Consider the following 22,037-nt stretch of genomic DNA (forward strand, 5'->3'; position numbering starts at 1 on the left):
GAATTTGGACTGATGGCGCTTGCCCATAATCTTCGAAAATTGAGCAGAAAACAATATAATAACTTCCAAAAAACATTTTCATGCGATTTTAAAACGTCAAAAAATGCTGTTTTTATCAAAATTGACCAATATGAACAATTATATCAAATAGCTGCTTAAAAAGAAACATTATCAACAAACGAAAGAAGCTGCCCTTTTGGGACAGCCTCATTGAGATTCATATTTTCAAACTCAGATAAAATCGTTAACGATTACTGAAGCTAACACAGTTTAGAACCTAAGCTTAGAAGAACTTAATTTTACTGATTTTATTGTTTCCTAAGATTGTGGCAATTTCAATTGTTTTTTATAGCAGTGAAGCTATGAATGAAGCAAAAGGAATGATATCGCCTCCGGCACTTGCACTTTCTAGAGATACCATATATTCGGCTCTTTTTTCGAGCGGGATAACGGTCCACGGATAGCCACCCGATGCCATCATGGAGTTCATTAGGAATCTGCCAATCCTTCCATTTCCGTCACTGTAAGGGTGTATAAAGACAAAAAAGAAATGTCCCAGCACAACTCGTACTGCTGCATTTTCTTCAGTTGCTAACAGATCAAAAAATGCTGGCATAAGATCTCTTACGGCTTCCATTGCAGGAGGAACATGTTTTGAGCCGCGTATGTAAATCGGCTGATTTCTGTAGCCGGCCAGATCAGATGGTTTTATAATACCTGCTGTTACGCTTGGTGCGAACATTTCTCTGTACCAAGTGGCATGATCATTATCTGCGGCAGTTCCCGGATTTGTACCACCCAGTATTGCTTCAATTGTTTTTTGAACCATTTGAAAAGCCTGCCAGTAGCCTCTGGCCGCCATTGCATCACGGGTCTGTCTGTCTTGTTCATTGACATCGGGCTGCCATGTGCCGCTGCGTACCCTTTCAATCAGTTCTGTATTAACTCGGTATCCTTCTATGGATAATGAGTTGTAGGCGTCATTGATGTAATTATCTTCAACTTGTTTTAGATACGCGGCTTGATTGGTTGGAAGACCTGGTGCGGGAGGAAAGATTTTTATGATTTCTTCTCGCATTTCGTTCCACATCAGTTCCATTCGGTTTACATGGGGTGAAATCTGGCGCTGTGAAAATATAATCTGGCTTTTGTGCGTAAAAGGGTCTAGTTCACGTACGTTATAATCTGCCGCTTTCATTCCATTTAGAATATCATTGGCAATTTTCGGACGATCAATGTTTTTGAATGCTCCGGCAATTCGTCCCGCAACTACACTCTTCCCGCCGTCGAGAAGCAATGCCAGTATTTCTGTGCCGTCTCGGAATGTCGAAAGAAGTGTTCTGGCATCAGTTGGATTCTGCTGGTAAAAGTTCTCGGGTAAATTTACTAAACAGGCTGAAGTACCGTAAAGACGAAGTCCGTTTTTGTCTGTGATTGTCTGGTTTTCTTCGGGAAGATTTGACCTGACTTCAAGAATTGCAGTATTATGTAGCAGATTTGTTATCTGATTTCGTCCCTGCGGCGCTCGTACTAGTAGCTGAGCTGGAACTGTTAGGTTTGCTGCATGTATCTTGGCTGATTCTTCAGGAGAGAGACACCACTCCCTGCCAAATCTTTCCGTGAGGTAAGATCCGGCAAAATTCCAATACGAGGCATACCATGAGGTGCTTTCTCCGGGAGTTTCATCCGGTCGTGAAGTTATGTACCATCCCCTCATCACCTCACGCAGAAAACCTTTTTTTACAAGACGTTCTCTGTGCGTGCGTGTAATTAAACGCGAGGGAATTGCAATGATTCCAGTCTGCTGTAGTTCTTGGAGTACCTGTAAAGATGCTGCGAGATTTTCTGATGGTGTTGCCATTGTTTTTTTACAAAGATAATAATTAGCTTTTAATGTTGTTTCTATATTAGCTTTTAATGCTGTACCAATATTAGCTTTTAGTGATGTATCAATATTAGCTTTTAGAGTTGTGTTGATATTAGCTTTTAATGCTGATATAAATATAAGTTTATGTAGATGCTACTATTTCATTTAAATATGCTAATAAAGATAATGCAGGAACTGCTGTTTCTGATAGAAGTAGAAAATCTGATAGATAAACTGTTACTTGTAGCTATAGCTGGCGGTCTTATGTCTAATTGTTTTTAAGGCTTTCAGCAATATAGAGCTCTCTTTTTTCTTCATTATCAATAGATAGCAGGAGTTTATATTGTGTCCAGCTAAATTGTGTCCGCACTGTGGACACAATTGGAAATGTAATGCAAAATATATAATGTGTTTTAATTTACTTTTTTATTCTAAATGGATTAAAGCTTTTTAAGAGACTTCAGATTCAGAAGTCTCTTGGTAAGCGCATGTTACTTAAACTTAGATTTCAGTTTCTCCATATCTTCCATTATATTCACATCCAAAACTTTCGCATAATGCTGAGTCTGTTTGGTGTTGGTATGCCCCATCATAGCAGATACGTTTTCAAGTCTTACTCCATTTCCTAGAGTGACTGTAGTGGCAAAAGTATGTCTGGCAACATACCAGGTAAGGTGTTTGTTTATGCCGCAGACATCAGCAACTTCCTTTAGATAGGCATTCATTTTCTGATTGGAAATTTTAGGGATAAGACCTTTCTGCTGATTTTTGTATTTAGAAATAATTTTCTCAATGGTAGGCAGTACCGGAACATTGGCTCTAATAGCAGTTTTTGCTCTGCTGGTCATAATCCACAAATTTCCATTTGAATCTGCAGATAAGTTTCTTTCAGTGAGCTCCAAGGCATCAACAGGTGCATATCCTGTATAGCAGCTGAAAAGAAATATGTCCTTAACCTTTTCCAGACGAGGCGTTGGAAATATTTTATTCTCGATTGTATTCAGTTCCTGCTGGGTTAGAAAAACAGCATCTTTTACGCTCAGCCTGCCGTCATAAATATTGAATGGGTTTTTTATGATCAAATCCATTTTAATGGCATAATTGCAGGCAGTTTTATACATTTTCATATACTTTACCACCGAATTGTTTTTGATGCCTGTCTGTTCTTTAAAACTGCTTTCGTATTTAAGGAACTGCTCCAGTTTAAATACAAATGAGCTTGATATCTCAGATGCTGGCAAGTCTTCCTTTTTATAGTTGTTATTGATGAAACTCAAAAGCAAGTCTTTTGCTCTTTTATACTTCTGCAAAGAAGCTGGTGCGCGCTCTCCTGAGTTTACTCTTTTGGTAAAAAATAAGGTGTAAGTGTCCATAATCTCAATTATGGTTGGGCCTTTAGGCTGGTCGATTTTGACTTTTCCTGTGAGTTCAGCTTTTAATAATTGAAGATTAACCTCAGGATCAATTCTGAAGAGTTCAGTAAATTTTTTGGCTGCATTAAGTTGGAAAAGATCAAGTAGATTTTTGATTACTATTTCCTTTTCAATTTTAAGCTGGTTTCTAAGGTTATTAGTGCTGGTCCATCTTTCTTTTGAAATGGCTTGCCCGGTTGACATTGAAATTTGTTTGTCATTGTAACTCAAACGGGCATAGATTGGAGATTCGCCGTTCTTGTTTACTCTGTCGGATTTCTGGTAAAAAATTACTTTTAACATGTTATCTAGTTTTAAAATTAATAATCAAATTGAATTAAAAATTTTAAGAGAGCCCATTGGTAGCAGGGAATTCCCCGGGAATTCTTTCTTTTTAGTTACCCATTTTTGAGAAAAATTACCTCAAAAAAAGCTGGGTAACTAATAGGGTAACCATTCTTTGATAAAACATGTGCTTTTTGAAAAGTGTGCAAAAACGAAAAAGCCTTTAAACACTAGTGTTTAAAGGCTTTTGACTTTTAAAGTTTCTTTTGAAACTTCTACTGGCGGAGAAAGAGGGATTCGAACCCCCGGACCTGTTACAGTCAACAGTTTTCAAGACTGCCGCATTCGACCGCTCTGCCATTTCTCCAGTATGTTGCTCTCATTTGCTGATTGCGAGTGCAAATATAAGACGCTTTTTCGGTTATCAAAACTTTTTTTGAAGTTTTTTTAAAACTTTTTTGGATCGATTTTCAAGTATCTAATTATCAGTATTTATGAAAGTGTAAATTTTTTAAAGATTATTCTAAATCGTCTAAAATCGGTGTTGGTTTTTTGTTTTCATCAACCGCAACAAACGAAAAAGTTCCTGAAACTACCGTTTCGCGAAGTTCAGAATACATCTGCTCCATGAAAATATCAACATGAATTTTACAGCTTGTTCTTCCTACACTGATTACTTTTGCAACTAATTCGATTAAGGTTCCGGCCGGTATTGCTTTTTTAAAATCAATTTGACCGGTGGAAATGGTTACCACTTTTTTTCTGCTGAATCTTGTAGCACAAATAAAAGCAACTTCATCCATGAGATGAAGTGCCGTTCCTCCAAATAAGGTATCATAATGATTGGTCGTACTCGGAAAAACAGCTTTAAAAATACGGGTTTCGGATTTTATAATTCTTTCTTCTAAAGTTCCCATATTAATAGTTTACATATTCTGTAATTTCTAGCCCGTAACCAATCATACCAACACGTTTGGTTTGCTGGGTATTAGAAACTAATCTGATTTTGGAAATATCGAGATCGTGCAAAATTTGGGCTCCTATTCCGTAATCTTTTGTGTCAATAACTACTTTAGGTGCTTTCATGGTGCCTTCTGCCTGCAAAGTTTTTAATTCCGAAATACGGTTTAAAAGATTGACAGCAGTCATATCCTGATTGATAAAAACCACAGCTCCTTTTCCGTCTTCATTGATGATCTTAAACATATCATCTAATTGCTGATCGACATTGTTGGTCAAAGTACCAAGTAAGTCATTATTGACCTGAGAGGAATGAATGCGTGTTAAGATGGATTCTCCTAAGTTCCAGGTTCCTTTAGTCAGGGCAATGTGTATTTGTTTATTGGTCGTCTGCTCGTAAGCTCTCAGCCTGAAGGTTCCAAAACGGGTCTCTATATCAAAATCTTCTTTTTTAACGATAAGGCTGTCGTGCTGCATTCTGTAGGCAACCAGATCTTCAATAGAAACTAATTTTAAATTGAATTTTTTAGCCACTTCAACCAACTGTGGCAAACGTGCCATTGTTCCGTCTTCGTTTAAAATTTCACAAATAACACCAGCAGACTTAAAACCGGCTAATCTTGCAAAATCTATAGCTGCTTCAGTATGGCCTGTTCTTCTTAGAACGCCTCCTTGCTTGGCGACCAAAGGGAAAATATGCCCCGGGCGGGCTAATTCATGTGGTTTCGTATTGGGATCTACTAAGGATAAAACTGTTTTTGCCCTGTCTGATGCTGAAATCCCTGTAGTAACGCCATTTCCTTTTAAATCAATTGAAACGGTAAAAGCAGTTTCCATATGATCCGTATTGTTAGTTACCATTGGTCGTAAATCTAGTTCTTTACAACGGCTTTCAGTAAGAGGGGTGCAAATTAAGCCACGTCCGTGAGTAGCCATAAAGTTGATCATTTCCGGAGTTGTTTTCTCGGCTGCAGCCAAAAAATCACCTTCGTTTTCACGATCTTCATCATCGACAACAATGATGACTTTGCCCTGACGAATATCTTCTATAGCTTCCTCAATGGTATTCAATTGTATTTTTGTTGACATAATTATTTATTGTTTTGAGCGGGGAAAAAACGCTCGGAAATTTTCTGAAATAGTTGTTGGACAGGTGTTGTAATCGCATCAAAGTTGACCAAGCCATTATCATTTGTGGCACGATACGTCAATAAAATAGCTAAAGGGGATAATATAAAGGACGACATCCATGCTCCCATAAAAGGACTCATACCTCCTTCTTGCGAAAGTCTTTTTCCAAAGGTATTAATGAAATGGAATGTAATAAAAATTAAGACTGCAAAAACGATTGGCAAACCAAGTCCTCCTTTTCTAATAATTGCCCCTAAAGGCGCCCCTATAAAAAACATTAAAAAGCAGGCAAAAGCAATAACAAATTTCTCATAAAGGGCTGTTATGTGTTTGTTTATATCGCGTTGTTTGTCTTTTAATTCTTTTTGAGTGGATTCAATAGAATAAATAGTACTTGTGACATTACTGCTTGCCATATCTAAAATCGCCTTTTTTTGCTTAGTGTCGTAAAGGGATAAGAGGTTGTCAGGTAATGACTTTTTTTTATCTTTTACTTTTGAAACTGTAGCAAATTTGGATAGTCCGACCCGTTGATTTATGTTTTCGGTAAAGGATATAACTTCATTGTCTCTGCTTTTATTTAGAGAGTCGAGTGTGTAACGCAATTCGTTAACATTCAGCATGCTGCTGGTGCTGTTGATGTTTTCGTTTTCAGTATCGGTTTTGTTTAATTCAGACAGGTCAATATTGATAATCTGCTTTTTGAAAGCTCCTTTTACAAAAGGTAATTTAGCCCTGTCTTCATACTTTTTTGGGGTAACATCCTGATAATAATAACCATCGTTAAGGACTAATTGTAATATACTGGATTTTTCACTGCTTATTAATTCTCCGTTTTTAGCTTTTATAACCGTTTTGTTTTCCCCCATATTTGAAGGTTTCTCATGAATGGTAACGCCAGTTAAAATATTCCCGTTTTCCCCTGATTTTTTATTTACTTTAATGTTATAAAAACCAACATCATTAAATTGACCTTCTGCAATTGCCATGGCAGGTTTAGCCTGAGCAATGTTTTTTCGGAAATTGACAAATTTGTATTCCGCATATGGAATTACATTGTTAGAGAACCAAAAAGCCACAATGCTTAGTAAGAAAATGAAAATAATCAGTACTCTCATCGCACGCTGAAGAGAAATGCCTGAAGATTTCATGGCTGCAAATTCATAGTTTTCTGCCAGATTTCCAAAAGTCATTATCGAAGCTAATAAAACAGATAAAGGCAAAACAAGCGGAATAATTCTCGGCATGGAGAAAAGAAGGAATTTTACAACTAATATCAAATCCAGATCCTTGCCGGCAAGTTCAGAAATAAAAAGCCAGACTGTCTGAAGAATGAATATAAAAAAAAGGATTACAAATACCGTAGTAAATGTAATCAGGAATGTTTTTAGTAAGTATTTGTCTAAAATTTTCAACCTTGTAATTAATCTAATTTATTGATGTAGTATTTCGGGTATTTACTCGCTACAAAGGTAAATTGATTTTTTGATAAAGGCTGATTGGTTTTAAAAGAATTAACGGTTAAAGTTGTTTTTGTTCCGTTTTTTCCAGTCTCAATCAAATTATAAATGTGTTTTGTCTGAGCATCAATACCTAAAAGAATTTCCTTTCTTTGATCTTTTCCGGTGGTTGGTACTAATTTGATATATTGGATTTTTCTTCCTTTGACATTTTGTACAATATCCATGGTGTATTTGTATCCGGAATTAAAAAAAGTCAGCATTTTTGAAGGAGTGATAGCATTGTCATCCTTTTCGTTTACTTTAGAGATAGTAACTTCTTCGTCCTCTGGTACAATTGTGTATGTCTTTTGGCCATCAAATATTTTAGTGACCCCCATAAAATTCAATACATATTGATTTCCTTTCATGATCACATTTCCTTTACTATCCTGATTGATGTTTTCTTTTGTGTTATTTAAGGAATATTTAAAATCAATAGAAATGTTATTATAGCTTTTAATTTTGGCGGTTACCTGGTTCAATAAATCCTTGGCTTTTTTATCCTGAGCCTGAACAGAAGTAAAACTCAAAAGCAATAAAATTGCTACTTGCAGATACTTTTTACTCATTTTCATAATAGAATTGTTTGTGATTTCCTGAATTTTAATTTTCATGATGGTTAATTTTGTTCATTATTAAAAAATTGATCAAGAGCACTTAAATCTAGGATATTTACATTACGGGCTTTACTGCCTTCAAAAGGGCCAACAATTCCGGCTGCTTCCAGCTGATCGATCAAACGACCGGCTCTGTTGTAGCCTAATTTTAGTTTTCTTTGTAATAATGAAGCTGAACCTTGTTGTGCATTGACAATAATCTCCGCTGCTTCCCTGAATAAAGTATCTCTTTCGGAAATATCCATATCAAGATTGATGCCAGTTTCCTCTCCAATAAACTCAGGAAGTAAATAAGCTGTGGCGTACGCTTTTTGTGAGCCAATAAAATCGGTTATTTTTTCGACCTCAGGAGTATCAATGAAAGCACACTGAACACGGATCACGTCATTTCCATTGGAGTATAATAAATCGCCGCGTCCAATTAACTGATCAGCTCCTTGTGTGTCGAGAATGGTTCTTGAGTCAATTTTTGAAGTTACTCTGAAAGCAATTCTGGCAGGGAAATTCGCTTTAATCAGACCAGTAATAACGTTTACAGAGGGTCTCTGCGTCGCAATAATCAAGTGAATACCAATCGCACGTGCTAACTGGGCCAGACGCGCAATAGGAATTTCGACTTCTTTACCTGCAGTCATAATCAAATCGGCGAACTCATCTACTACCAAAACAATATAAGGCAGGAATCGGTGACCAGCTTCCGGATTTAATTTTCTCGACTTGAATTTTTCATTGTATTCTTTTATGTTACGAACCATGGCATCTTTTAATAAAGAATAACGGTTGTCCATTTCGGTACAAAGCGAATTTAAAGTGTTGACCACTTTTGCATTGTCTGTAATAATGGCATCTTCTGTATCCGGAAGTTTGGCTAAATAATGTCTTTCAATTTTATTGAAAAGTGTAAGCTCCACTTTTTTCGGATCGACCAGAACGAATTTTACTTCAGCAGGATGTTTTTTGTATAAAAGCGAAGTTAAAACGGCGTTTAATCCAACTGATTTTCCTTGTCCTGTAGCACCAGCCATCAAAAGGTGTGGCATTTTAGCCAAATCGACAACAAAAGTTTCATTTGAAATTGTTTTACCCAGCGCAATTGGAAGTTCCATTTCTGCTTCCTGAAATTTAGCTGATCCGATAACGCTTTTCATGGAGACCATAGTTGGGGTTTTATTTGGAACCTCAATACCAATAGTTCCTTTTCCTGGAATTGGTGCAATAATACGAATTCCTAATGCTGATAAAGATAAAGCGATATCATCTTCCAGACTCTTAATTTTAGAAATTCTGATTCCGGCTTCCGGTACAATTTCGTATAAAGTTACAGATGGCCCAACGGTTGCCTTTATCTGTGCAATTTCAATTTTGTAGTTACGAAGTGTATCTACAATTCTATTTTTGTTTTCTTCTAATTCTTCCTGATTAATGGTAATTCCCCCAGTTGAATATTCTTTCAGTAAATCGATGGTTGGGAATTTATAATTGGATAAATCCAGAGTAGGGTCAAATAATCCGAAATCAGCAACCAAACGAGACGCCAGGTTTTCTTCGATAATATCCTCTTCTTCAGCTTTTTCAATAACAAACTCTTCGTTATGATGAGCTGGTGTTTCTGTTACTGGATTTATATTCATTTCAACCGGCTTTAAAACTGGATTCAAGTCGATTTCTGATGCGTGGGACATAGTTGGTTTTAAAGCTTCTTTGTTGATTTCGAATTGAGAGTCAACGGTTTTAAGGTGGATATTGTCCAATTCAGGATCTTCTTCTTCCTCAATAGCAAATTCTTCCAGGTTATAAGCGCTTTCAGGTTCTTGAACGGTTTTTACAGCTTTTAATTCTGATTCTAATTCATTTTTAGTAGAATCAAAATAAGACTGAATTTTTTCAGGGGATACTTTGATTTTGAAAATCAAATAAACAATTAATCCGAAAAGTAGCGTGAGTAAAGTACCTGTTTTTCCTATATAGTCCTGAAGGAATAAATTAAGTTCAAAACCAATTGTTCCTCCTAATTCAGGAGCTGATGTGGCAAAAAAACCAAAAAGTATTGAAACAATTATAATAGCAAATAAATCCCAAAACCAGGTGTTTTTAAGTTTATTGATTGAAAGTTCTAATGCCAGAAACATTCCGGTAAGGAAAAATAAACGTACAAAAACAAATGAAGCTATTCCGAAACCTTTATATACAATTAAATCGGCAAGATAAGCTCCGAATTTCCCAAGCCAGTTTTGCACCACTTCAGTACGGTCATCCAAATGGTTAACAGCACTTTGATCTGTCTGCCATTGCCCGTTAATGTAAAAAGAAACAAATGCAACTAGTAATGCAATAGAAAATAATACCAAAAGACATCCAAAAACAATTTTTTGTTGTTTGGATAACTTCCAGGACCTTTTAGTTTCGTTTTTTGATTCGCTTTTTTTATCTAAAGTTTCTTTTTTTGTTTTTGCCATTCGTGCGTATCCTGTTTTGCCTATATAAATTTTGGTATATAAATAATCAAGCCTATTGCTATTGCTGTCATTGCGGCAAAAAATACTGCTCCGGCAGCAATATCTTTAATAAATCCGATTTTTTCATGATAACTTGGGTGAATAAAATCGGCAACTTTTTCAATAGCTGTGTTCAGTCCTTCTACGCTAAGTACCAGACCAATTGCAAAGATTTGAAAAAGCCATTCCTCGTGGGAAATGTCAAAATAAAAACCGCCAATAGTCATTAGTATCCCAAGTGAAAACTGTACCATGACACTATGCTCGGTAGTGATCAGTTTTAAAGCGCCCTTAAAAGCGTATGTTACGCTTTTAAGTCGGCCTTTAACAAAAGTATTGTCTTTTTGAAATTCCATTTAATGGGATTATAATGCTGCTAATGCAGCTTCGTAATTTGGTTCGTTTGCGATTTCAGCAACTTGTTCTGTATGAACGACCTTTCCGTTCTCGTCAACTACAATGATAGCTCTTGAAAGCAGACCTTTTAAAGGTCCGTCAATGATGTCTAAGCCATTTGTTTTTCCAAAAGAACCATCCTGAAAATCAGATAAGTTTATTACATTTTCTAAACCTTCAGCGCCACAAAAACGTTTTTGAGCGAAAGGCAAATCCCTGGAAATACATAAAACAGTTGTGTTATCTAAATTACCGGCACTTTCGTTGAATTTCCTAACAGAAGTAGCACAAGTTCCTGTATCAACACTTGGGAAGATATTTAAAACTAATTTTTTACCAGCAAAGTTGCTTAATGAAGCTACTGATAAATCATTTTGTACTAATTTGAAATCGGCTAATTGTGAACCAACTGCCGGCAATTCGCCTGATGTATGAACCGGATTTCCTCCTAAAGTTATTGAAGCCATGTTTTTGTTTTAAATTAAATGAGGTTCAAAAGTAAGGATTAAAATTTGAATCTAAAAGTATTTATTATACGTTTAAGGATAGATTAAGAACGGTTTTTGGATAGGTGTGAATTCACCAGTCAGTCTTTTTATATTTGCTAAAATTATTCAATAATAACTTTTGTTTTTAGATAATATTGTGTGATTTGAAAGTAGGAATAAAAGCTGGAATTTTGGATTGTTATGGTGGCTCGCCCAAAGTATATTTAAGTCATAAAAAAAAGCGTCTCCAAATTGAAACGCTTTTCTTGTTGTGATTTTTGTTTTCTTTGAAAATTAGGCTCGATTATTTATCGATCGATCCTAAAACACGTTTCATAAACGTATTTAAAGCTTCTTTTTTATCAGTTCCCTGGGCAACTAATTTTTGAACTTCAAGAGCACCATACATATTTGAAATCAATTCGCCGATTACATCTAATTCTTCGTCTTTTAGAGAAGGAATTTCGGTCATCGCTTCCAGGACCTCAATCGTTTCAATGATATAATCCTGATCGTTTTCTTCGATGAATTGTGTTAAATGCTTTATTACTGGTAATTTCATTTTCTAGATTTTTAGATTGCTGGATGATTAGATTTTTAGATAAGATTCGAAAAATCTAACAGTCTAAAAATCTAAAGATCGATTTAAGCAATTGCGTTTACAAGATCGATTAAAACTTCTTGTTTATTGGTCTGGGTTTCGCCAACTAATTGTCCGTTTACGAAAGTAGCGAAAGTAGGCAGGTTGCTTACGTTAGCTAATTTTCTTGATTCAGGAGCATTTTCTGCATCAACCAAAACAAAAGTGATAGCTTCATTTTCTGTGGCTAATTTTTTGAATTTTGGTTTCATAATACGGCAATTCCCACACCATGAAGCTGAATATTGTACTACTACTTTTTCGTTTTTAGCAACTAAATCTGCTAACGTATCTTCGTTTAAGTCGATTAACATAAGTTTGAAATTTCAATATCAATGTCAATGTCAAAAATCAATTTTTAAGGGTACTGATATTTGAATTTAAATTGAAATTATTGTTTGTTTTTGAAGAAAATTTTAAAATTCAATGGCAAAGTCAAGATTGAATATTGAAATTGCCATTGATATTGTTATTGCAAATTAGTTTGCGCTTAAGTATTCAGCAGTACTGTTTCTGTCAGCAGTCATAGCCTCTTTACCAGCTTCCCAGTTTGCAGGACAAACTTCACCTTTAGTCTGGATGTGCGTGTAAGCATCAACCATTCTTAAGTATTCGTTTACATTACGTCCTAGTGGCATGTCGTTTACACTTTCGTGGAAGATTTTTCCAGTTTCGTCAATTAGGTAAGTAGCTCTGTAAGTTACGTTTGAACCTTCGATGATAACGGAATCAGTATCTTCGCTGTAGCTTGTAGATTCGATATCTAAAATACCTAAAATGTTAGCTAAGTTACGGTTTGTATCTGCTAAGATAGGGTAAGTTACACCTTCGATTCCACCATTGTTTTTTGGAGTGTTCAACCAGGCGAAGTGTACTTCGTTAGTATCGCAAGAAGCTCCGATTACGATAGTATTTCTTTTCTCGAATTCTGGTAAAGCAGCTTGAAAGGCGTGTAATTCAGTTGGACATACAAAAGTGAAATCTTTTGGATACCAGAACAATAGTACTTTTTTGTTATTGTTTACTGCTTCTTCAAAAATGTTGATTTTTAAGTTATCACCCATTTCTGAGATAGCATCTACTGCAATACTTGGGAATTTTTTTCCTACTAAAGACATAATATTCGTTTTAAAATTAAAGATTTATTTCTGATGCAAAAATAGGGCAGAAGTATATGTTCGTACAATAAGATGTGATTATAAAAATTTATAAGTTAATAAGTTTTGACTATTTTAAATTTTAACTTATTGAATTTCAATATTTACGGGTAAAATGCCATCGCAGGAAATATTTTCTAATAATTGTTTTCCTGCTGTTTTTTGAAATTCTTCAAAATCCTGATATACCTGAATTAATCCTGAAGCTTTTTTAAGATTTGGAATAAGTGGTAAAACATACGGATTTCCAAAAACGTAAATGATGCATTTTTTGGTTTGCAATAAGTATGAAAGGAGTTCAAAAACTTCATCATTTACTTCGAAATTATTTGCTGGCTTTGCCTTTGGAACAAATAATGAAATCAAAATAGTTTCGAAATTTTCAAGTTCTTTTTTTATTGCAGAAATATTGGAATCTTCCAAATTTTCAAAAGCAAATTCTGGTGATGGTAATTTTAAATTTAAGGTTTTAAAGAAGTCATTTTCTGTATTCTTGTATAAACTTAATTTGGCGAAATGATTGTTTTTCTGTGCTTCAAAGATTAATTCTGTAGTCGAATTATCTATGATTTTTGTAATTGCATTTTGAGCAATTTCAAGATTTAATTGGGATGTTTTTTCGAAGTTCAATTCGCCAGAAGCAAAAGTATTCCCAGACAAAATTCCCGCTTTTTCTTTGGCATTCATGATTCTGTCATAGCTTTCGAAGATTCTGTCGGGAGAAGCATTTTTATAGATTGCTTCAATTCCTTCAGGTACATTTTCGGCGAAGCACAAAACGTCGTTTCCTGCATTGAAAGCTTCCCATTCTAACTGACCTTTTGCATCGTATAATTTCGAAACGCTGTGCATGTTTAAAGCATCAGAAATTACCAAACCATCGTAACCCAATTTATTTCTCAATAAATCCTGAATCACGGCTTTTGATAAAGTTGCCGAAGTATCTTTTCCGTCATTTAAGCTTGGAACAGCCAAATGTCCGATCATAATCGAATCGACATTGTTTTCGATTCCTTTGATGAACGGAACTAATTCGTTTTCTAATAATTCTTCTAAAGTTTCTTTTAAAACCGGTAATCCTAAATGCGAATCTACATTCGTATTTCCGTGTCCGGGAAAGTGTTTCAGACAGCCTAAAACGCCAGCTTCAGACATTCCTTTTAAATATTCAACTGCAAAATTGGCTACTTTTTCTTTGTTTTCACCAAAAGAGCGATACCCAATGACTGGGTTGTTCGGATTGTTGTTGATGTCTGCCAAAGGTGCTAAATTATAATGAATTCCGGCTGCTTTTAAATCTAAACCAATTTGTTTTCCAACTTCATAAACCAGATTCGATTTGTTTGCAGGTAAAGCGCCAAGTGTAATGGCGTATGGATATTGCGGTGTTTTTTCGATGCGCATGGCCAAACCCCATTCAGCATCAATACTGATTAAAAGTGGGGTAGAAGCTGCTTTTTGATAACGAACAATCAGCGCTTTAATTTTTTCGTAACTATCATCGTTAAAAACAATTTTTTGCTTGCTTTCGTAATTCGTTGCAGCGCTCGCACGACTATGGAAAAAAGTCAGTCCGCCAATATTATAATCCCTGATTAAACGTTCGGTTTCCTGAATATTTTCTTCGGTATCGTTGATAAATACGGCAGGAAAGAAAAATTGTCCTATTTTTTGTCGTAATGCTTCGGCTGTCATTTTCATTAATTATAAAGTCTTTTTCATGCAGACACTATTATCCATTTTTTCGTAAGGCGGATAATTGGGTATGATGCTATAATTTAATTTTTGATATAAGTTGATCGCTTCAGGCTGGTTTTTACCGGTTTCGAGAATCGTATAGGTATAGCCTACTTCTTTTGCCCAGATTTCGAGTGCTGCCAAAACAGCCGATGCAATTCCCTTTTTTCGGTAATCAGGATGCACATACATTCTTTTGATTTCGGTTGTGCCGGGTTCTTTTTCGCGGAAAGCGCCACAGCCAACCGGAATTCCGTTTTCATAATAAACGATGCTATGTTTTATTGTATCCGTTTTATTATACTGATTGTAAAACGCATGATCCTCACCATCCCTAATCGCTAAATCCTGATCTAATAAAACAACCAGATTTATAAAATCGATATCGTCTGAGTTGGTGCGTTTTATTGTAGTCATGATATATCTTTGAGTTAGTTTTTCTAACACATAGAGACACAGTTTTTGGAGCGCTCAAGGCGTTTCACTTTTTATAAACAATCATAGCTATGTGTTGAGAAATAAGTTTCTCTTTATTTTACTTTTTTAAATATAGAATCTATGTTTCTATGTGTTAAAAAAAATATTTTATTTCAATTTTGCCTTTTTTTGCTTAGCCAATTGTTTTTTAGTTTCAATTGCTTTTTCCAGGCGGTTTTTGAATCTAAAAAGTTTTGGTAATCCTTCTAATCGGTCTTCGATCGTGATTTCTTCATAAACGACAATTGCTTTTTCTAAAACGCGAATTTCATTGTCTAGATCCAGTTGGTTTTTGTAAATATTAGCCAGCCTGTCGTAAGGATGGTTTCCTTTAAAGCTTTCCGCAACATTTTCTTCGTACAATGCAATTGCTTTTTCAAGATCTCCGGTTTTTTCGAACTCAGCGCCTTTCAGGTTGCGTTCGGCCTGCAAATTTTCATTGATTTCCATAGGTAAAAGTTTGATTTGGGGTTAAACTTCTTCTGATTTTTTTCCGAAATCCTTCGGGAATATTAAAAAACGTGATAAAATAAGACCAGGAATTGTAGCTATGAAAACCCAAATAAAGAAATTTTGATAACCTAAATAGTGTTGAATATAACCACTTAGCATTCCCGGAAGCATCATTCCCATAGCCATAAAACCGGTTGCCAGTGCGTAATGTGCCGTTTTTGATTCGCCTTCGGCAACATAAATTAAATACATCATAAAACCTGTAAAACCGAAACCATAACCGAATTGTTCGAGAACAACTGTAATGCAAGTATAAAGATTTAATGGAGAATTTATTTGAAGAAAACGATAATTTACATGAAGATGAAAAAGCTCTTCTGGTTGAAAATGAGCTAATCCAATAAAACCAAGTATAGGAAGGTGCATTGCCAAAAACATTGGAAACATCCATTTCGTAAGACCATGTTTAGAAATTGCCATACCTCCTAAAATACCTCCAATTGTCAGGGCTAAAATTCCCAATGTACCATAAATAATTCCAACCGATTCAGTATCTAATCCCATTCCACCAGATGCTTTTGGATCCAGTAAAAAAGGACTTAACATTTTTAGTAATTGAGATTCTCCCAGTCTGAAAACTAGGATGAAAGCTAAAACCAGTCCGATTTGTTTTTTCCTGAAGAAACTGGCAAATACAGTTGCGAAGTTTTGATTGTGATGTGCTTCTTGATTTTCTACAGCATTAATTTCAGTTTTTGGTGTAAAAATGAAATTGTAAATTGTAATTAATGTCATTAACAAACCAACTGCAATCATGGTGTACGACCAAGCTTTTGTATTATCGCCGTATTTGTGTTCCAAATATCCCGCAAACAAAACGATTAACCCGTTTCCTGCTAAAAGCGAAAGTCGGTAAAAAGTACTTCTGATACCGAGGAAAAAAGACTGCTGTTCTTTTTTTAATGCCAATAAATAAAAACCATCGCTGGCAATATCATTTGAAGCTGAAGCAAAAGCGGCAACCCAAAATATCGCTAAGGTCATCATGAAAAATCCATTTGTTGGAATTGTAAATCCGACCAGTAAAAACGCAATTGAAATTAATAACTGCATTGATAAAAACCATTTTCTCTTAGTTCCGTTCAATTCGATAAAAGGACTCCAAAGCGGTTTTATAACCCACGGTAAATACAATAAACTGGTGTAAACGCCAATGTCTTCATTTGAAATTCCCAGGTTTTTGTACATAATAACCGAAACTGAAATTATGACAGCATACGGTAATCCAGAAGCAAAATTAAGAAGCGGAATCCAAAACCACGGAGTGTTATCTGTTTTCATTTGGCTGGGCAGGAATATAGTTTTTAAAGGTCTTTTTTAAGTCGATTATTGTTGGTGTACTTTCGTTTGCAAAATAATCAATAAATGTTACAGCACAAGCTTTATACTGATTGATTCTTTGTGAAGCTACAGAAAGTAAAATTCTGCCTTCGTTTTCATGTACCCTTACTTTTTCAATAATTTGTCTGGGGTCATTAATGTCGATTTTCGAAATATGATCAGCCCCATAAATTACTAAATATCTGACTTTTGTATTTAAAGGCGATTTTATATTAAAAGTGTAACGGAGACTGTCTTTTGTGTATTCGCTGACAACCGGCGTGTCGATAATAACGCGTTTTAAGTTTGGAACTGCCGGTGGAAGTGCCGGATATTTATATTGATTTTCTTCTAAATGTCGCGCAATATCGAAGTTTTTGTCCATAAACCATTTGGCACTGAAATAGGCACTTCCGCTTACGTTTTTGAAACTTCTTAAATAATCAATCTGATTCGGTATTTCAGACATAAAATTCCAGCTTTTGTCACTGTCTCCTCTAATTTTATAGGACGCGTGACCGATGTAAATGGCTGTGTTGTTTGAATTCTCAGACCACCATTTTACTAATTTTGAGTAATTCGCCACACGATTGTTCATGCTCCAGTAAAGTTGAGGAAGGATATAATCAATCCATTTCTGATCCATCCATAAAACTGGATCGGCGTATAAATCATCGTAATTTGAAGTTGACTGAGTCTCCGAACCTTTTGGATCTACCGATTTATTTCGCCAAACCCCAAACGGACTGATTCCGAATTGTACCCACGGTTTGCTTACTTTTATAGTGGTAGAAATGGTATGAACAAAATTGCTCACATTCGCACGGCGCCAGTCGGCAAGGGATAAACCACTTCCGTATTTTTTGTAGGATGCGGTGTCGTTAAAGACTTTTCCGGGAACGGCATAGGGATAAAAATAATCATCAAAGTGAATCGCGTCGATGTCGTATTTGTCAACAACCTCTTTCACCACTTTGGTCAAATGCGATTGAACTTCCGGCAAAGCAGGATCGTAATATAGTTTTCCTCCATATTCAATCATCCATTCCGGATGTTTAAAAATATCGTGATTTGGACTTAATTGCTGTTTATTTAAATCGAAAGTTGCCCGGTACGGATTCATCCAGGCATGAAATTCAAAACCTCTTTCGTGCGCCTGCTCAATCATCCAGGCTAATGCATCGTAATACGGATTAGGGGCCTGACCTTCTTTGCCTGTCAGGAATCTTGACCACGGCGCCAGTTCTGAAGGGTAAAAAGCATCGCCCACACTTCTGATCTGAACAATTACGGCATTGTAATTCAGTTTTTTGTAAGCCTCTAAAATCCCGATATAATCTGCTTTTTCTTTCTCAACACCGTCAATAGCTGTTTTTGGCCAGTCAATGTTTACGACAGTTGCAATCCAGACACCTCTAAATTCGTTTTTAGGGTGTTTGGTTTTTTCCTGCGAATTGATGTTCCAACCAATGAAAAATAAGAATAGGATGGCGTATATTAGGTGCTGATTTTTATGCATTTCAATCTTTTTTAACAGAAACCAAAAATAGTTTGTTTTTGCCACGAATTACACTAATTGCACTAATTTTTGTTCTTAATTATTCATTTAAAAATAATTCGTGCTAATTCGTGTAATTTGTGGCAACTTTTTAGTTTAATCAGGAAACGAAATTTTCCCCATCGTTACAGATGGAACTTTGCTGTTCCCGAAATTGTAAACTCCTCCTGCAACCGTTTCGTTTGCCAAAAGTGCAAACAAGACAGCTTCTTTCGCATCGCTTAAAATCCCCAGATCATCGCTTGTTTGAAATTTGCAAGGCAATAACTCTTTCAACCATTTCACTAATAACGGATTGTTTGTACCGCCTCCCGACATATAAACTTTGAATTCCGCAATTGGTGTTCCGGTGTTTTTAACCACAAACTGAATCGCTTCGGCAATTGTTTCGGCGCTTAATCGTGTTAAAGTAGCCAGCAAATCTGGTGCCGAAATGTTTTCGAGTTTGGTTTTTGAAAGTGCCGAATTAACAAAACCTTTATTGAATAATTCCTGCCCGATAGTTTTTGGGAAACTTTTCGTGAAGAAAGAATCGTTTTTCAGTTCGGTTAAAAGAGTTTGATTTACGGTTCCGCTTTGGGCGATTTCGGCGTCTTTATCGTAACTTTTTTCAGGGAAAAAGTGTTTGGTAAAAATGTCAATTAAGGTATTTGCGGTTCCGGTATCGGTTACAAAAACTTCCTCGGCGTTTAGGGAAGCGGGCAAATAAGTGAAATTTGCGATTCCGCCCATGTTGAGCATGATTCGGTTTTCGCCTTTTTGGCTGAACAATAAATAATCGCCATAAACGGCCAAAGGCGCGCCTTCGCCACCCGCTGCAACGTGTTTTTGCCTGAAATCTGAAAGTGTGATAATTCCGGTTTTTACGGCAATATGGTCGCCATCACCAATTTGCAAAGTCGCATTTGGGAATTTTTCCTGCTGATGCAAAAACTTTGGAGCATGCAAAACTGTTTGTCCATGGGAAGCGATCAAATCAACTTCACTTGCCGGAATATTCCATTTTTGAAGGCAATCATTGACCAGACCGGCATGCAAAAGACCGATCCATTCGTTCAGCAAAGCCAAATGCTGAAAATCGATTGTTTTCTGGGCAAATACTTTACGGATTTCGGTTTTAATGTCTTCGGTATAATTGATTGTTTCGAATTCCAGAATTTTTACAGCGGTATTTTCGCCCGCACCAGAAATAGCACAAAGCGCAATATCAAGCCCGTCAAGCGAAGTACCGGACATTAAACCTATTATTTTTCGGGTCTCTTTTTGAGCAATTTCGTAAAGAGAACTTATATTTTTATTCATTAAAATGGGGTTTTAAGGAAGTATTGTTTTGGTAATGCTAAAATGGGATTTATTTGGGGATAAATTTAGGGAAAGTTGGGGATTTTTTTGGGTCGGGAAAAACGGGTATATGTACTGGGTTGTTTGGAATGGTTAATTGATATTTTTGAAAAAAGTGTTAACTGATTTTGTATATACGGTTTTCCGTAAAATATGTTGTTGGTTAAAAAGTACATTTGTTTAATATCATAATGAATCAAAGAAATCAAAAATAAAGGTTTATTATTATTTAGATTCATAAAAGAGAGATTGAATAGAAACTGTAAAAATATAAAGGATGAAAATAATATCGTTTGGAGTAAACAATTTTAGAGGAATATCTGGAGGGCTACAAAACAATACAATTGAATTTAATAATTCAAATACTATTTTTTTATTAGGTCAAAATAATGTGGGAAAATCAAGTTTTTTAAAAGCCTATGAGTTCTTTTATAAAAATACTGCACCGACTCCTGAAGATATCCACAGAGTAAATTCTGATAATGTTATTGAATTTGAATTAGTCCTTCAACTAGACAAATATGATTTTCAAAAAGAATCAATAAAAAACAAACAGGATGGATTAAAAAAATGGTTGAATGACAATAATCACCTAAAAATAAAAAAAGTTTTAAAACCAAAAGAAGGTAAGAAAATTACTTTTGAAACTACTGAGAATTTAACATGGGATTATCAAGAAAATATTTGGGTAAAGAAAAATTATGGAGGAATTGGTTTAGATAGTGTTTTTCAAGCTGCTTTGCCCACTCCTATTTTTATAAAAGCGATGCCGACAGAGTCAGAAGTTGAAACAATAATTAATACAATTTTAAAACTAAAAGCTGAATCAAATCTAAAAGATACTGAAAGACAAGAGCTAAAAGAAGCACAAGAAAAAATTCAAGAACTTCAAGATAAATTATATAATCCTGTATCTATTGATTTATACAAAAAGGAAGTTAATAAATACTTTCAAGAACTTTTTCCTAACACTAAAATTGAGCTTAGTGAAAAAGACAAAGTAAAGTGGACAGAAAATTCAATAGGCAAAAATTTTTCAATACATTTTGAACAAAAAAATATTGATGGATTAATTGACGATTCGATACCAACTACTTATGATAGGATTGGTCACGGGGCGGTTAGATCAGCAATCTTTTCTTTACTTTTAATGAAAGACATAGCGGAAGAATTTGAAAGAGTTGATAATAGAAAGGATTATATAGTTTTATTTGAAGAACCTGAGCTTTTTCTTCATCCAAAGCTTATGAAACAGTTACGGTTATTAATTTATAAGGTTAGTGAGTCGGAAACTCCTTATCAAATTCTTTGTGCTTCACATTCACCTCAAATGATTGATATCACAAAAGAAAAGTCTTCATTAGTAAGAATGGTAAAATATAATAACGGAACAAAACTCTTTCAGATAAATGATGATTTCTTAAAACAATCTAAACATATTTTTACAAAAGAACAGTTAAAACAAGAAATGAATGAAGTTCTAAGATTTAATCCTTTTATATGCGAATCTTTCTATTCAGATGAAGTAATTTTAATTGAGGGTCCAACCGAAGAAATAATTTTACGAGGTTATTTAAATGAAGTTAATCCTCTAAAAGATATTTTTATTGTTAATTGTGGTACAGTAAATAATATCCCTTTCTTTCAAAAGATTTTTTCTAAGTTTAATATTAAATATCACGTAATATGTGATTCTGATAATTCTGAAATGAAAGGAAAAGACGAATTGGATTGATAAAATTTGATAAAGGAATTCAGAAATCTATTTATGAGCAATTTAATTCAGATATTAAAAATGAGAATTATTCATGTGGGCTTTTCCAAATTCATGAAATTACTTTCGAACCTGCACATAAAAGCGTTTCTATTCCTCCTGAATTAAAATACAGTGACAATTTTAACGATAGTGATGGAAAGCCATTTAATGCTAATTTATTTTGGAAGAATATACTTCAACCAAATCTTGGACATGCTGATATTTTAAAAGTACCAATCATTAATTTTATTAAAAATATTGTCGAACACTAAAAATGTAAAAAAAATAAAACAAACAGAAATGAACGAAACCCCCAACTAGCACTCGTTTATCAACAACAAACTCTGGTGCTCGATTGCATCGAGTACCTACTTAAATTATGAAA

The 22,037-nt window shown here is 35.1% G+C and carries 20 protein-coding genes and 1 tRNA gene; 2 read left to right on the top strand and 19 right to left on the bottom strand.

Annotated features, from left to right (window positions below):
* Nucleotides 1-346 precede the first annotated feature (346 nt).
* From K8B81_RS18640 to K8B81_RS18730, 19 genes are all read right to left on the bottom strand, one after another.
* Nucleotides 347-1,717, bottom strand: coding sequence for a Fic family protein (locus K8B81_RS18640; RefSeq protein WP_223683062.1), 1,371 nt, complete (start codon nucleotides 1,715-1,717; stop codon nucleotides 347-349).
* Nucleotides 1,718-2,358: 641 nt separating this feature from the next.
* Complete coding sequence (locus K8B81_RS18645) at nucleotides 2,359-3,582, bottom strand: site-specific integrase (RefSeq protein ID WP_223683063.1); 1,224 nt, start codon at nucleotides 3,580-3,582, stop codon at nucleotides 2,359-2,361.
* A gap of 261 nt (nucleotides 3,583-3,843) precedes the next feature.
* A tRNA-Ser gene (locus K8B81_RS18650) sits at nucleotides 3,844-3,931 on the bottom strand.
* A gap of 151 nt (nucleotides 3,932-4,082) precedes the next feature.
* Nucleotides 4,083-4,481: an acyl-CoA thioesterase gene (locus tag K8B81_RS18655; RefSeq protein WP_223683064.1), complete on the bottom strand. Its 399-nt coding sequence runs from the start codon at nucleotides 4,479-4,481 to the stop codon at nucleotides 4,083-4,085.
* A gap of 1 nt (nucleotide 4,482) precedes the next feature.
* Nucleotides 4,483-5,613, bottom strand: coding sequence for a 3,4-dihydroxy-2-butanone-4-phosphate synthase (gene ribB / locus K8B81_RS18660; RefSeq protein ID WP_223683065.1), 1,131 nt, complete (start codon nucleotides 5,611-5,613; stop codon nucleotides 4,483-4,485).
* A 2-nt stretch (nucleotides 5,614-5,615) separates the two neighbouring features.
* A complete protein-coding gene (locus tag K8B81_RS18665; RefSeq protein ID WP_223683066.1) occupies nucleotides 5,616-7,070 on the bottom strand; it encodes an LptF/LptG family permease in 1,455 nt (484 codons plus the stop codon).
* A gap of 8 nt (nucleotides 7,071-7,078) precedes the next feature.
* Complete coding sequence (locus tag K8B81_RS18670) at nucleotides 7,079-7,726, bottom strand: LolA family protein (RefSeq protein WP_394370726.1); 648 nt, start codon at nucleotides 7,724-7,726, stop codon at nucleotides 7,079-7,081.
* A gap of 50 nt (nucleotides 7,727-7,776) precedes the next feature.
* The gene (locus K8B81_RS18675) at nucleotides 7,777-10,230 is read right to left on the bottom strand and encodes a DNA translocase FtsK (protein WP_223683068.1); all 2,454 of its coding nucleotides are present in this window, start codon (nucleotides 10,228-10,230) and stop codon (nucleotides 7,777-7,779) included.
* Between the two features lie 20 nt (nucleotides 10,231-10,250).
* Nucleotides 10,251-10,625: a diacylglycerol kinase gene (locus K8B81_RS18680; protein WP_223683069.1), complete on the bottom strand. Its 375-nt coding sequence runs from the start codon at nucleotides 10,623-10,625 to the stop codon at nucleotides 10,251-10,253.
* A gap of 9 nt (nucleotides 10,626-10,634) precedes the next feature.
* Nucleotides 10,635-11,132 (bottom strand): thiol peroxidase, encoded by a 498-nt coding sequence (tpx, locus tag K8B81_RS18685; RefSeq protein WP_223683070.1) that lies wholly within the window; start codon nucleotides 11,130-11,132, stop codon nucleotides 10,635-10,637.
* A 325-nt stretch (nucleotides 11,133-11,457) separates the two neighbouring features.
* On the bottom strand, nucleotides 11,458-11,715 hold the full coding sequence (locus K8B81_RS18690; RefSeq protein WP_008462029.1) for a DUF6952 family protein: 258 nt from the start codon (nucleotides 11,713-11,715) through the stop codon (nucleotides 11,458-11,460).
* Between the two features lie 83 nt (nucleotides 11,716-11,798).
* Nucleotides 11,799-12,107: a thioredoxin family protein gene (locus tag K8B81_RS18695; RefSeq protein ID WP_031453681.1), complete on the bottom strand. Its 309-nt coding sequence runs from the start codon at nucleotides 12,105-12,107 to the stop codon at nucleotides 11,799-11,801.
* A 165-nt stretch (nucleotides 12,108-12,272) separates the two neighbouring features.
* Complete coding sequence (locus K8B81_RS18700) at nucleotides 12,273-12,911, bottom strand: peroxiredoxin (RefSeq protein WP_073416931.1); 639 nt, start codon at nucleotides 12,909-12,911, stop codon at nucleotides 12,273-12,275.
* Between the two features lie 126 nt (nucleotides 12,912-13,037).
* Nucleotides 13,038-14,651 (bottom strand): glycoside hydrolase family 3 protein, encoded by a 1,614-nt coding sequence (locus tag K8B81_RS18705; protein ID WP_223683071.1) that lies wholly within the window; start codon nucleotides 14,649-14,651, stop codon nucleotides 13,038-13,040.
* Nucleotides 14,652-14,654: 3 nt separating this feature from the next.
* Nucleotides 14,655-15,104, bottom strand: a complete 450-nt coding sequence (locus tag K8B81_RS18710; protein ID WP_223683072.1) for a GNAT family N-acetyltransferase — start codon at nucleotides 15,102-15,104, stop codon at nucleotides 14,655-14,657.
* A 168-nt stretch (nucleotides 15,105-15,272) separates the two neighbouring features.
* Entirely contained in the window at nucleotides 15,273-15,614 is a 342-nt protein-coding gene (locus tag K8B81_RS18715) for a hypothetical protein (protein WP_223683073.1), read from the bottom strand.
* 21 nt (nucleotides 15,615-15,635) lie between these two features.
* Complete coding sequence (locus tag K8B81_RS18720; RefSeq protein WP_223683074.1) at nucleotides 15,636-16,958, bottom strand: MFS transporter; 1,323 nt, start codon at nucleotides 16,956-16,958, stop codon at nucleotides 15,636-15,638.
* Nucleotides 16,945-18,516 carry a glycoside hydrolase family 10 protein gene (locus K8B81_RS18725; RefSeq protein WP_223683075.1) on the bottom strand — a complete coding sequence of 524 codons (1,572 nt, stop codon included), beginning with the start codon at nucleotides 18,514-18,516 and terminating at the stop codon, nucleotides 16,945-16,947. Before K8B81_RS18725 ends, K8B81_RS18720 begins: the two co-directional genes overlap by 14 nt.
* A 135-nt stretch (nucleotides 18,517-18,651) precedes the next feature.
* Nucleotides 18,652-19,857, bottom strand: coding sequence for an anhydro-N-acetylmuramic acid kinase (locus K8B81_RS18730; protein WP_223683076.1), 1,206 nt, complete (start codon nucleotides 19,855-19,857; stop codon nucleotides 18,652-18,654).
* A gap of 316 nt (nucleotides 19,858-20,173) precedes the next feature.
* Between K8B81_RS18730 and K8B81_RS18735 the strand changes: the two genes are divergently transcribed.
* Both K8B81_RS18735 and K8B81_RS18740 read left to right on the top strand, forming a co-directional pair.
* Nucleotides 20,174-21,631: an ATP-dependent nuclease gene (locus K8B81_RS18735; RefSeq protein WP_223683077.1), complete on the top strand. Its 1,458-nt coding sequence runs from the start codon at nucleotides 20,174-20,176 to the stop codon at nucleotides 21,629-21,631.
* Nucleotides 21,628-21,924, top strand: a complete 297-nt coding sequence (locus tag K8B81_RS18740) for a hypothetical protein (RefSeq protein WP_223683078.1) — start codon at nucleotides 21,628-21,630, stop codon at nucleotides 21,922-21,924. The genes K8B81_RS18735 and K8B81_RS18740 overlap by 4 nt, the downstream gene beginning before the upstream one ends.
* The last annotated feature ends 113 nt before the right edge of the window (nucleotides 21,925-22,037 follow it).

Origin of the sequence: Flavobacterium hibisci (genome assembly GCF_020026925.1) — a bacterium.
Taxonomy (GTDB): Bacteria; Bacteroidota; Bacteroidia; order Flavobacteriales; family Flavobacteriaceae; genus Flavobacterium; species Flavobacterium hibisci.

Excerpts from the sequence above, each read along its gene's own strand:
- K8B81_RS18640 (WP_223683062.1), bottom strand. The coding sequence starts at position 1,717 with ATGAGGGGATGGTACATAACTTCACGACCGGATGAAACTCCCGGAGAA.
- K8B81_RS18645 (WP_223683063.1), bottom strand. The coding sequence starts at position 3,582 with ATGTTAAAAGTAATTTTTTACCAGAAATCCGACAGAGTAAACAAGAAC.
- K8B81_RS18655 (WP_223683064.1), bottom strand. The coding sequence starts at position 4,481 with ATGGGAACTTTAGAAGAAAGAATTATAAAATCCGAAACCCGTATTTTT.
- ribB (WP_223683065.1), bottom strand. The coding sequence starts at position 5,613 with ATGTCAACAAAAATACAATTGAATACCATTGAGGAAGCTATAGAAGAT.
- K8B81_RS18670 (WP_394370726.1), bottom strand. The coding sequence starts at position 7,726 with ATGAGTAAAAAGTATCTGCAAGTAGCAATTTTATTGCTTTTGAGTTTT.
- K8B81_RS18675 (WP_223683068.1), bottom strand. The coding sequence starts at position 10,230 with ATGGCAAAAACAAAAAAAGAAACTTTAGATAAAAAAAGCGAATCAAAA.
- K8B81_RS18680 (WP_223683069.1), bottom strand. The coding sequence starts at position 10,625 with ATGGAATTTCAAAAAGACAATACTTTTGTTAAAGGCCGACTTAAAAGC.
- tpx (WP_223683070.1), bottom strand. The coding sequence starts at position 11,132 with ATGGCTTCAATAACTTTAGGAGGAAATCCGGTTCATACATCAGGCGAA.
- K8B81_RS18690 (WP_008462029.1), bottom strand. The coding sequence starts at position 11,715 with ATGAAATTACCAGTAATAAAGCATTTAACACAATTCATCGAAGAAAAC.
- K8B81_RS18695 (WP_031453681.1), bottom strand. The coding sequence starts at position 12,107 with ATGTTAATCGACTTAAACGAAGATACGTTAGCAGATTTAGTTGCTAAA.
- K8B81_RS18700 (WP_073416931.1), bottom strand. The coding sequence starts at position 12,911 with ATGTCTTTAGTAGGAAAAAAATTCCCAAGTATTGCAGTAGATGCTATC.
- K8B81_RS18705 (WP_223683071.1), bottom strand. The coding sequence starts at position 14,651 with ATGAAAATGACAGCCGAAGCATTACGACAAAAAATAGGACAATTTTTC.
- K8B81_RS18710 (WP_223683072.1), bottom strand. The coding sequence starts at position 15,104 with ATGACTACAATAAAACGCACCAACTCAGACGATATCGATTTTATAAAT.
- K8B81_RS18715 (WP_223683073.1), bottom strand. The coding sequence starts at position 15,614 with ATGGAAATCAATGAAAATTTGCAGGCCGAACGCAACCTGAAAGGCGCT.
- K8B81_RS18720 (WP_223683074.1), bottom strand. The coding sequence starts at position 16,958 with ATGAAAACAGATAACACTCCGTGGTTTTGGATTCCGCTTCTTAATTTT.
- K8B81_RS18725 (WP_223683075.1), bottom strand. The coding sequence starts at position 18,516 with ATGCATAAAAATCAGCACCTAATATACGCCATCCTATTCTTATTTTTC.
- K8B81_RS18730 (WP_223683076.1), bottom strand. The coding sequence starts at position 19,857 with ATGAATAAAAATATAAGTTCTCTTTACGAAATTGCTCAAAAAGAGACC.
- K8B81_RS18735 (WP_223683077.1), top strand. The coding sequence starts at position 20,174 with ATGAAAATAATATCGTTTGGAGTAAACAATTTTAGAGGAATATCTGGA.